Origin of the sequence: Sphingomonas pseudosanguinis (assembly GCF_014196255.1) — a bacterium.
GTDB lineage: Bacteria > Pseudomonadota > Alphaproteobacteria > Sphingomonadales > Sphingomonadaceae > Sphingomonas > Sphingomonas pseudosanguinis.
The window spans coordinates 40064-51364 of record NZ_JACIDH010000021.1; the positions used below are offsets into that span (position 1 = coordinate 40064).

Annotated in this window: 7 protein-coding genes; 2 read left to right on the top strand and 5 right to left on the bottom strand. The window is 69.3% G+C overall.

Annotated features, from left to right (window positions below):
- Positions 1–9: 9 nt before the first annotated feature.
- The 4 genes from GGR48_RS16015 to GGR48_RS16030 all read right to left on the bottom strand — a co-directional run bounded on the left by GGR48_RS16015 (position 10) and on the right by GGR48_RS16030 (position 7771).
- Complete coding sequence (locus GGR48_RS16015) at positions 10–4245, bottom strand: translocation/assembly module TamB domain-containing protein (RefSeq protein WP_183952844.1); 4236 nt, start codon at positions 4243–4245, stop codon at positions 10–12.
- On the bottom strand, positions 4245–6467 hold the full coding sequence (locus GGR48_RS16020) for a BamA/TamA family outer membrane protein (protein WP_338110481.1): 2223 nt from the start codon (positions 6465–6467) through the stop codon (positions 4245–4247). Before GGR48_RS16020 ends, GGR48_RS16015 begins: the two co-directional genes overlap by 1 nt.
- Before the next feature lie 99 nt (positions 6468–6566).
- On the bottom strand, positions 6567–6998 hold the full coding sequence (locus tag GGR48_RS16025; protein ID WP_183952845.1) for a hypothetical protein: 432 nt from the start codon (positions 6996–6998) through the stop codon (positions 6567–6569).
- Positions 6995–7771 carry a prepilin peptidase gene (locus GGR48_RS16030; protein WP_183952846.1) on the bottom strand — a complete coding sequence of 259 codons (777 nt, stop codon included), beginning with the start codon at positions 7769–7771 and terminating at the stop codon, positions 6995–6997. The genes GGR48_RS16025 and GGR48_RS16030 overlap by 4 nt, the downstream gene beginning before the upstream one ends.
- A 93-nt stretch (positions 7772–7864) precedes the next feature.
- On the opposite strand from GGR48_RS16030, the gene GGR48_RS16035 reads away from it, so the two are divergent.
- Entirely contained in the window at positions 7865–9046 is a 1182-nt protein-coding gene (locus tag GGR48_RS16035; protein ID WP_183952847.1) for an acetyl-CoA C-acyltransferase, read from the top strand.
- A gap of 217 nt (positions 9047–9263) precedes the next feature.
- Here GGR48_RS16035 and GGR48_RS16040 read toward each other — a convergent pair whose 3' ends face one another.
- A complete protein-coding gene (locus GGR48_RS16040; RefSeq protein ID WP_183952853.1) occupies positions 9264–9752 on the bottom strand; it encodes an SH3 domain-containing protein in 489 nt (162 codons plus the stop codon).
- Positions 9753–9902: 150 nt separating this feature from the next.
- Here GGR48_RS16040 and GGR48_RS16045 point away from each other — a divergent pair, with 150 nt between their 5' ends.
- Positions 9903–10901 (top strand): 2-hydroxyacid dehydrogenase, encoded by a 999-nt coding sequence (locus GGR48_RS16045; protein WP_183952848.1) that lies wholly within the window; start codon positions 9903–9905, stop codon positions 10899–10901.
- Positions 10902–11301: the final 400 nt, after the last annotated feature.

Here is an 11301-nt window from a genome sequence, read left to right on the forward strand (position 1 = left end):
TTTTCGGCCTCAGAAGTCTCGCGAGTAGCGCAGCGACCCGGCCGAGCCACCGAACGACCCGGTCTGGGTCAGCAGGCTGAGCGTCCGGGTCAGCGCGATCTGCAACTGCGTGGCGGTGAAGCCGCGCGCGTCGGTAACGATCTCCACATAGATATTGTCGGTCAGATACTTGCCCGCCGCCAGGCTGGTGCCGCGTCCGGTCGCCTCGTCGGCACCCAGCACGCGCAGACGGTCGAACCCGGTCGCCGAGCGCAGCTTGCCCAGCGGGTTCAGCCCGCCACCCGAACCCCGCAGCGAATTGAGCGCGGCGGCCAGCTGGATCGCCTCGGTCGCCGACAGATTCTCCGGGTTGGTACCGAACAGCAACCGGCTGAGCACCTCGTCCTGCGGCAGGTTCGGGGTCGAGGTGAAGCTGATCTGCGGCCGCTGGCCCGTCCCGGTCACGTTGATGACCGCGGTGATGCCATCGGTGGTGGTCGTCGCCTGGATATTGATGTCCGGATCGGTCAGCGCGCCGCCACGGAAGCGCACCGTGCCCCGGTTCACCTCGAACCGCTTGCCGGCAAAGCTGTAGGTGCCGCGCACCAGATCGAGCCCGCCATTGATCGTCGGCGCGGCGCTGGTGCCGCCGACTCGCAGGTCCATCTCCCATTCCGACTCCAGCCCCATGCCCGACACGAACAGCTGGTTGTCGGCGCGGACACGCAGGTCGAGGCGGAAGAGGCCCGCCGGCTGGGGCGGGGCCGGGCGATCGGTCGGACGGGGCGTGCGGATTTCGCTGCGCCGCCGCACGCCGGTCAGCTCGGGCACTTCGGCCTGGCCCTGGCGGATGATCTGATAACGCGCATTGGGAACGGTCAGGTCGCCCTTGATCAGCCCGCCGTCGCGACCATAGGTCACGCGGATCGTCCCGCTGGTCGTCGCGGCCAGCGCGTCGCTGTCGGCCAGCCGCGCATTGTTCAGCTGCGCGCGCAGATCGACGGGATAGCCGCTGTCCGCCGCCAGCCCGATCGAGCCCTGCGCCTGGATGCTGCCCTCGCCCGCCTTGGCTTGGAGCCGCGTGATCTCCAGCCGGTCGTTGTTGAAGCGCCCTGCCAGCTGCATGTTGGTCAGGCGGGTGCCATAGGCCTCGTTGTCATAGGTCAGATTGTCGGCGCGGATCAGGCCGTTCAGCTGCGGCGACGACACGCGCCCGCCGAAATCGGCGGCGACCGCGATCGGTCCGCTGAGCTGCTGATTGGGCAATGCCGCGAAGGAGAACAGCACCGAGGACGGGCCGTTATAGCGGATGCCGCCCGACAGAGGCGCCTGCATCAGCCGGTTGACCCAGCCGCCATTGCCGGGCGGCAGCGGCCGCAGGCTGGCGACCATGCGGCCTACCACCGTCTGCCCACGCCGGATCAGCGCGCGCGCCTCGCCGCCATCGGGGACGAGCCGGCCGGCGAACACCACATCCACCGCCTCGGACACCGCCGACAGGCCGGTGCGCCGGAAATTGGCGATGGTCAGCCGCGCCTCGGCGGTCGGGAAGCTGGCGTCACGCGCCTGCGCGAAGTCCAGCGCGCCGCTCGCCTGCCCCGAAATGCCGAGATTGGGCACGAAGGCGTCGAGGATCGACATCTGCAGCTTGTCGAGCCGCGCCTGCACGTTCAGGCCATTGCCATAGGAGCCGGCCATCAGCACCGAACCGCGACCGAAATCGATCCGGGTCGGCGACAGACGCCATGCGCCCTGATCCTGCCGGATGCGCGCCGGGTTGGCGGTGCGGAAGCGGATGCCGTTGGCCTGCCCCTGCGCCGCGACCAGATAGTCGTTGGGCGACAGGCGCGCGTTCAGCGCGACGTTGAACGGAATGCTCGACGATCCGGTCAGCACCGCCTGCGCCGTGCCGCGCCCGCCGGTATAGTTTACCTTGGCGCGCGCCGACTGGATGACGATCTCGCCATAGCGCGTATCGGCCAGCTGCGCATCGGCGACGATCTGCGGCGCGTTGGGCAGCATCACGACGCTGGCGTTCACGATCGCGCGGCCGATGGTGAAGTCGACCATGCCGGGGATGCGCGCATTATAGGCGCGCGCGGCGATGTCGGCGCGCTGGTTGCCACCCTGATCGGCGAGCTGGACGCGGCCGTTGATCCCCTGCCCGGCGAATTGCAGCGCGCCCGCGAACGGCCCCGCCGCCGTCTGCACCACGCGGCCGGTCGCGTTGATCCCGGCAAAGACCAGGCTGCGGATGTCGACCGCGAGCTGCCGGCCGGTGCTGACCAGCACATTAGCGGTGAACGGGCCGTAGTTCGTATCGCCGCGCGCATTGACGGCATAGGCGCCGTTCTGGCCGACGATCCGCGCCTGCAGATTGGTCAGCCCGACGCCGACGCCCGGCTTGGGCGCGCTGAGCACCACCACGGGATTGGTCTGCGACCCCGTCACCCGCGCGGTCAGCGGGCCATATTGGTTGGAATAGGCATCGGCCGACACCGCCACCGCCCCGGTCGCGGGATCATAGCGGCCGGACCCCCGCGTCACGCGGAATTGCGGCGCGGTCAGGCGCAGCCCACTGAACGTCACGATGCCTTGCGGGCTATATTCGACATCGGCACGCACGATGGCGTTGCCGCCCAGGAAATTGCGCGCGCCCTCGTTGAAGATCTGCTGCGTCTGCGCGACCACGCGGCCCTTCATCCCGAACCCGCCCGGCGTCGCCACCAGATCGGCGTCGGTCGTCAGGTTGATGATGCCGATGCTCTCGACCCGGTAATTGTTGACCCGGCCCTTCAGCGCGCCGGTATAGCGGCCAGTCGACAGGTTCGCGACCACCACCGCCGTCGCGTCGATATTGTCCGATCGGATGCGCAGATTGTCCGACAGGATATTGGGCATGGCGATCGCGAAATCGCCCTCGATCGCGACATTGTTGGTCAGGCCGCCGACCGCCGCGTTCAGTCCCGCGATACGCTTGGCGCGCGCCTTGACCGGAACCAGGATGCGGTCGGCATTCACCTTGGCCAGACCCTCGGCATAGAGATTCTGGACCGAGGTCTCGCCGAAGCCGAGTGCGGCCGCGCGGACCTTGTAATCCACGGTCGGCGTCGCGAACGCACCGTTCAGCACCACCCGCGCCAGCACGTCGCGACCCGTGAGGTTCGGGGCGATGGCACCGGGCGTCAGCAGTTGCGCATCGACCGCGAAATTGCCGAACTGGCTGTTAGCCAGGTCGATCAGACCGCCCGCATCGACCAGCAGCGCAGAAGAGCGCAGCTTCACCCGCGTATCGGCACGCCGCTTATTGAGCGTGGTGTCGATCGCCACCTGCAATGCCGGCGCCGTCAGCCGTTCGACAGGGCCTTCCAGATACAGGCCGGGCCGGGTGACGCCGCGAACCTCGATATGCCCGTCCCGCGCGGTGGCGTTCAGATTGGCGAGCTGACCGCCGCCCAGGGTCGCGATCGCACGCCCCTGCCACGCCTTCCAGCCGCCGCGTCCATCGACCGACAGGGTCAGCGGCGCTTTCAGCCCCGCCATCGACGCGACGACGCCCCCGGTCGGCGCGGTCAGCTTGACGTCCACCGCCAGCCGGTCGGCATCGGGTACCGCGTCGAGGACGAGGCGCAGTCGGTCGCCGCCCGCCACGCCGGGTCCGCGCAGCGCGTCGGCGCTGGCTGTTACCTGCGCGCGGCGGTCGGCGATATGCACCTTGCCGTCGATCGCCAGCACATGGCGCTGCCCCGTCACCGGCGCACCGATCACGAAGCGCTTGAGCGTCAGCCGGTTCACATCGATGTCGAGATCGGGGAGTAGCGGCGCGTTGGGGTCGCTCGGCGTCGGTTTCAGCTCGGGCCGCCGCGCCAGCGTGACGAGGTCGGCGCTCAGCGAGCGGACATCGATATGGTTGTTCGTATAGGCGAAGGGCCGCCAGTCGACGTTCAGCCGCGGGCTGGACAGGAACACGCCCTTGGGATCGCTGACCCGCAGATCGACCAGGCTCATCCGGCCGTAGAGCGATCCCTCGATCCGTCCGACCTTGATGTTCAGGCCCGAGGCGGTGGTATAGCCGCCCAGCTGGTCCGCGACGAAGCGGCGGCCCGGATCGGTGTTGATCCCCAGGATGATCGCCCCGACCAGCAGGATCAGGCCCAGGATCGCGATGCCGATCCATTTGAGCACCCGCTGCCACAGCGGGCGACGCACCACCACGGTCTCGGTCGTGGTCGCAGGCTCCGGCGACATGCCCTGTTCGTCCGCCATCAGAATGCCTGCCCGATCGAGATATACAGGGCCACCTTCCCGTCGCCCGGACGCGGGTTCAGCGGGGTCGCGACATCGACGCGCAACGGCCCGAAATTGGTATAGAAGCGCCCGCCGATGCCGGCGCCGAAGCGCAGGTCCTTGCCCGTGGGGAAGGTGCTGTCATAGCTGTTGCCCGCATCGACGAACGGCACGATGCCGAAATTGCCGAAGCGATAGCGTGCCTCCAGCGCGAACTCGTTCAGGCTGCGCCCGCCGACCGGATTGCCCTCCGGATCGAACGGCCCCAGCCGCTGGAAGCCATAGCCGCGCACCGATCCGCCGCCGCCGCCATAATAGCGCCGCGACGGGGCCAGATCGTCGCGCTCGATCCCGAAGATCGACCCCGCCCGCGCGCGGCCCGCGATCACCAGGCTGGTGTTCAGCGGATAATAGAAGGTCCCCTCGATCATCGTGCGCGCATAGGGGCGGACCGCACCGCGCACCGATGTTTCGGGGCTCAGATTCAGTTTCAGGCGATAGCCGCGCGTCGGGTTGAGCAGATCGTCCGACTGGTCGAACACCACCTGCCCCGGAATCGCGGCGATGCCATAGGTGCCGCGCCGCCGCTCGCCGACCGTGAAGTCATAGACGCTCTCGTTCGTGCCGGTCAGCTCGCCACCGAAGGCATAGGTGAATTTCTTCTGCCAGATCGGCGTCGAGTCATAGCTCCAGCGGAAGGCGACGGTGCCGATGAACGCATCGAACGCGTCGTAATTCTGGTGGCTGGCCGAGGCGATCACCTGGAACGTCCGGTCGCGCCGTCCGGCATTGGAGCGACGGAAGGTGCCGCTCAGCCCCTGTTCCTGCGTACCCGCGATCACCGAGGCGATCAGCGCGCCTTCGGGCGGGAAGAGGTTGCGGTGGGTGAAGCTGGCCTGCGCGCGCACGCCTTGGCCGGTCGAATAGCCCGCCTCGCCCGACAGGGTGCGCGCCGGCCCCTTGGTCTGCGTCACCTGCAGGTCGATCGCCTCGGTGCCGTCGGGGTTCATGCGGCCCGTCCGCTTCGGCTCGACCCCGACGCCGTTGAACAGCCCGGTCGCAACCAGCGCGTTGCGCAGATCGTCGGTCAGCCGCGAATCATAGAGCTGGCCTTCCTCAAAACGCGGGAAGATGTTCAAATGGCCGAGGTCGAACACGGCGTCGCCGGTCGTCGTGAGCTGTCCGAAGGACGAACGCGGCCCGGTATCGACCGGCAGCGTATAGGCGCCGACCGGCTCCGGCCCCTGATCCTCCAGCAGGATGTCACGCTCGCCGACCTTGACGAAGGGGTAGCCGCGTTGCGGCAGGACCAGGCTGACATTGGCCTCCGCGCCCTGGATACGCGCCGCCTCGATCGGATCGCCGACTTTCAGTGGTAGGTTCGAGCGGATCAGGTCGGGCGGCGTGGTGGGTTGCGCATTCACCGTGATCGACGACAGGCGATAGAGCCGCCCCGGCGTCGCGGTCAGCACGACCTTCAACCGGCCCGCCTCATCCCCGCCCTGATCCTCACCCTGGCCGGGGCGTTGCAGCGTCGAGATCGCGGTCGCGTCATAATAGCCGAGCGACTTCATCAGCCGGACGGCCAGCGCCTCGTCCTCGCGCGCGCGGGCCGACACCTGGGTCGCGTTGCTCGCCTTGCCCTTGCCGTCGCGCAGCGCCGACAGCGAGCGGAACTCGTCATCGAGGTTCAGCTCGGCCAGCCCCTTGACCTCCATGTCGTAGCGGATGTCGGGCGCGCGGTCGCCCTTCACATCGGCCGCCGTCTGGAGCGGGGTGGAATCAAAGCTGCCGAGCGGGGTCAGCGGCTGGGCGAGTTGCGGGTCCTCGGGCGCGACGGGGGCGATCGTATCGCCGGTGGCGAGCGGCTGGCTGGTCGCCGGCTGGGTCAGCGGCGGCGCGGTCTGGGGTGTCGGGATGGTCGCCGGAGCCGGTTGCCCGTCGCGCATCGTCGACATCGATTCGAGCGGGGCGTTGATGTCGCCGCTCAGGGGCGGCAGCGCGGCGTTGAACTCGGCATCGGGCACGATCGGCGCATTGCCCTGCGGATCATTCCCCTCGCGCACGTCGCGCGGAAGATCGGGTCCGCGTGCCGGTGCGGTGCCGGGTTGCGTCAGTTGCGAATGAGCGGGGGAGGCAAAAGAGAGAGGAGCGACCAGCGAGACTGCGAGCCAATAATGTCTACCGATCCGTCGCGTCACGCCGTTCAAAGCCCCTTTCCCGCAGGGCCTTCCGTTATTCGGATCGATCCCCCAACATGCCCCTGAACGCAAAAAGGCCCGCGCGGGTTCCGTTGTCGATCAGCGGGATACCGGCGCGCAGCCCACCAGTCCGCCGACCGGCACGACCATTTCGTCCTGTCCGGGGCGCGCGATCCGCAGGCTGGCGTCGCTGACGATCGCGCCGTCCTGCAACGTCTCGCGCTGGGCGATCGTCATCTCCAGAGTCGCGTCGACACCGTTGGCGGCATAGCGCGTGGTGCTCGCCAGGCCGAGCGCACCCGCCCCACCCGCCTGCACCGCCGCCAGATCGGTCGCTTTGCCGTCGAGTATGATGCGCAGCCGCGTCGGCTCGACCATCGCGACGAAGCGCTGATCTTGGACCGACCACAGATAGGCGGCGCATCCCCGCGCCGGCAGTTCCTGACGCGGCAGGGTGCCGAGCGCCGGCACGGCGGGAGCGGTCGGCGCGGCCTGAATGCCGGCCAGCGCAAGCAGGATGGGAAGCATCATGACGCCGATCCTATCATCAACAGCCAGGCGGGATAAGCCGCCAGTGCGAGCAGCGTACCCAGCGGCACCATATCGTCCCCCGCCATCCGCCGCCCCAGCACATGGCAAACCGCGACCCAGCCCAACCCGATCAGACAGGCCGCCAGCAACACGCCCGGCAGCATCCGCCATCCCAGCCACAGCCCGATCGCGCCCAGCAGCTTGGCATCGCCGCCGCCCAGCCCCTCGCGCCCGCGCCACCGGCGATACCCCGCCGCGATGGCCCAGAGCAGCCCGAAACCGACCAAACCGCCCAGCATCCGCTCGCCGAAGGACGGCCCGAACCCCAATGCGCCGGTCATCATCCCCGTCCCCGCCAGCCACAGCGTCAGCCGATCGGGCAACCACAGCGCCAGCGCATCGAGCGCCCCGAGCGCGAGCAGCGACCAGCCGAACAGCGCGCCGGTCCAGCCATCCGGCCCCGCCACCCAGCCCGCAGCGACACCGATCAGCGCCGCCAGCCCTTCGATCCGGCCATGCACCGGATCGATCCGCGCCCCGCACCGCGCGCAGCGACCGCGCAGCCACAGGGCACTGAGCACCGGCATCAACTCCCAGACGCGCAATGTCTGTCCACACGCGTCACACGCCGAGCGCCCGGTCAGCACCGATCGATCGTCCAGCCAGCGTAGCACCAGCGCCGCCACGAACGACCCGACGATCGCCCCCGCCACGCCGTACGATGCGGCCCAGATCGTCGATCCCGCCCCGAAATCCGCCGCTCCGAAATCCATGGGCCCGCCTTACCGCCCCGCCCCTTTGCGCGCCACGGGCAAACAGCGTAAGGCGCGGCGCAAAGACCAGAAAATCGGAGAGAGATCGCCGCCATGACGGACCCCATCGTCATCCTGTCCTATGCCCGCACCCCCATGGGATCGTTCCAGGGCAGCCTGGCCGACGTGACCGCGCCGCAACTGGGCGCGACCGCCGTCAAGGCCGCGGTCGAGCGCGCCGGTGTCGCGCCCTCCGCCATCGAGCGCATCCATATGGGCTGCGTCCTGCCCGCCGGCCTGGGCCAGGCGCCCGCGCGCCAGGCGGCGATCTTCGCCGGCCTGGGCGAGCATGTCGAGGCGACGACCGTCAACAAGATGTGCGGATCGGGCATGCAGGCCGCGATCATGGCAGCCGAGGCGCTGGCCGCCGGATCGGCCGACATGATCGTCGCGGGCGGCATGGAGAGCATGACCGGCGCACCCTATCTCAGCCACAAGCATCGCGGCGGCGCGCGGATCGGCCACGATACGCTATACGACCACATGTTCCTCGACGGGCTGGAGGACGCCTATGAGCGCGGCCGGCTGATGGGCCATTTCGCCGAGGAAGCCGCGCAGGAATATCAGTTCACGCGGAGCGCGCAGGACGATTTCGCCATCGCCTCGTTGGAGCGTGCCAAGGCGGCGCAGGCCTCGGGCGCGTTCGATCGCGAGATCACGCCCGTGACGGTGAAGACCCGCAAGGGCGAAACCCTGATCACCCAGGACGAACAACCGGCGAAGGGCGACCCCGCCAAGATCCCGACGCTCAAGCCCGCCTTTGCCAAGGACGGCACGATCACGGCGGCCAATGCCTCGTCCATCTCGGACGGCGCGGCGGCGCTGGTGATGACCCGCGCCAGCGTCGCCGAGCGCCTCGGCCTGACGCCGATCGCGCGCGTCGTCGCGCATGCCGGCCATGCCCATGCCCCCGCGCGCTTCACCACCGCGCCGGTCTTCGCGATGCGCAAGGCGCTGGAGCGCGCCGGCTGGTCGACGGGCGATGCCGATCTCTACGAGGTCAACGAGGCCTTTGCGGCGGTGGCGATGATCGCGATGCGCGACATGGAGCTGTCGCACGACCGGCTGAACATCCATGGCGGCGCCTGCGCACTGGGCCACCCGATCGGCGCCAGCGGCGCGCGCGTGCTGGCAACATTGTTGTCGGCGCTGGAGACGCAAGGGGCCAGGCGCGGGGTGGCGTCACTGTGCATCGGCGGCGGCGAAGCCACCGCGATGGCCGTGGAGCTGATGTAAGGCCCCTTCTCCACCTTTCCCGCCTGCGGGTGGGGCACTTCTCTTCTCCCCTCCCGCAGGCGGGAGGGGCCGGGGGAGGGCAAGGAGTCTCACCGAGACCATCGCTCGCGGCGCTACCCTCCCCCATCCCCTCCCGTAAACGGGAGAGGCGTGCCAAGATCATCACGCTCGCTGAAAACGGGACCCGGCCCTCAAGCCTCAGGCCTCGCCAGAAACCCTAAGGCAACGTCTCCCCTGGCTCCACGCCCCAGATCGCACCGACCGGCACGAAGCCCGCCTGCCCCTTCACATCCAGCCGGCACCAGCCGCCATTGCACTCGCTGATCCGCCCGACCACGCCGGGCGCGGCGCGCCACAGCGTCTTGGCATCGTCGCTGGGGGCCGAGCGCATCGGCAGCGGCTCGGCGCTCCGCACGATCGCGGTGCGGGTGTTGCGCAGCAGGACCGCGAGCATCCAGCCCTCGGTGCCGTCCGGGTCCTGCACCTTGCGCCACTCCTTGAACGCGGCGACGACCTTCACGGGCAGGTCGGGACGGCGATAGGTCCAGCTGGCGGGATAGGCGCGCGCCGGGCCGGTCCGCATCCGCGCCAGCGACGCGCCGATCGAGCCGTAATAGGGCATGGCCCGCTTTTCGGGCGCGGCGGCGGCGGGTGGAGCGATCGGGCCCGCCATCGTCACCATCGCCATGACGGCCAGTCCGGTCATGGACCTGCGCATTCTCAATTCCTCTGCTTACCCGCCCGCACCGGCTCTACGCCGAGCCGGGGTCCCGCTTCAACCATGTTCCATCCCCGGATCGTCGCCACCCGCATCACCGGTTGACGGGCCGGCGGGCATGGCCCAATCCCTTCGGCCATGGTCGATCCACGCCGCTGCCTGAACCCCAGGGTGGTCGTCACCCGCGAACTCCCCGATCCCATCATGGAGCGGATGGCCGCGCTGTTCGACACCCATCTGAACCGCAGCGACGAGAAATGGAGCCAGGCGGAACTGGCCGATGCGATGGCGACCTGCGACGTGCTGGTGCCGACCGTGACCGACAGCATCGATGCGACGCTGATCGCCGGGGCCGGCCCCCGGCTGAAGCTGATCGCCAATTTCGGCGCGGGCGTGAACCATATCGACCTGAAGGCGGCGCGCGCACGCGGCATCATCGTGACCAACACGCCGGGCGTCCTGACCGAGGACACCGCCGACATGACCATGGCGCTGATCCTGTCGGTGCCGCGCCGGCTGGCCGAGGGCGAGAAGCTCGTCCGGTCGGGCGCGTGGAAGGGATGGAGCCCCGGCGCGATGCTGGGCCACCGTATCGGCGGCAAGGCGCTGGGGATCGTCGGCATGGGCCGCATCGGCCAGGCGGTCGCGCGGCGCGCGCGCGCCTTCGGCCTGTCGATCCATTATCACAACCGCCGTCGCCTGCCGCCCAGCATCGAGCAGGAGCTGGATGCGCATTGGTATCCCGATCTCGACGCGATGCTGGGCGCGGTCGACATCGTGTCGATCCATACCCCGCTCAACGCCGACAGTCACGACCTGATCGACCGCCGCCGCATCGCCCTGATGCGGCCCCATGTCTATCTGATCAACGCCAGCCGGGGCGGCATCGTCGACGAGGATGCGATGGTCGACGCGCTGGAGGCGGGGCGGCTGGCGGGTGCCGGCCTGGACGTGTGGCGCCACGAACCCCGGATCGACCCGCGCCTGCTGGCGCTGCCCAATGTCGTGATGACCCCGCATATGGGATCGGCCACACTCGAAGGCCGCGTCGCCTCGGGTGAAAAGGTCATCGCCAATATCCGCAGCTGGGCCGACGGCCACCGCCCGCCGGATCAGGTGCTGGAGGGGTGGCTTTAAAATCTCGCTTACCGGACGCGGGCATGGGTTGGCCGGGTCCGGATGGAAGGCACTGCCCTTCTGCGCGGTTTCCCGGCTGGGCAATGTTATTTGAGCAAGCCTGACCGCACACATCGTCACGGCCCGTGAGGCGGGGGGTGCGGCATTTTTCAGACCGATATGACATCGCCTTGGATCAAAGCGAGCCCCTCCCCTTCAGGGGAGGGGTTGGGGGTGGGGCGTCGCCGCGAACCGCTCGCCCGTGGAAGCGGGGCCCCCCCCCCCCCCCCCCCCCCCGCGGGGGGGGGGGGGGGGGGGGGGGGGGGGGGGGGGGAAACCCCCCCCCCCCCCGGGTGGTGGTGGTTGTTGGGTTGGGGTTGGGTGGCGTGGGTGGGGCCCGCCGTGGCGAAAGCGGCGTTGA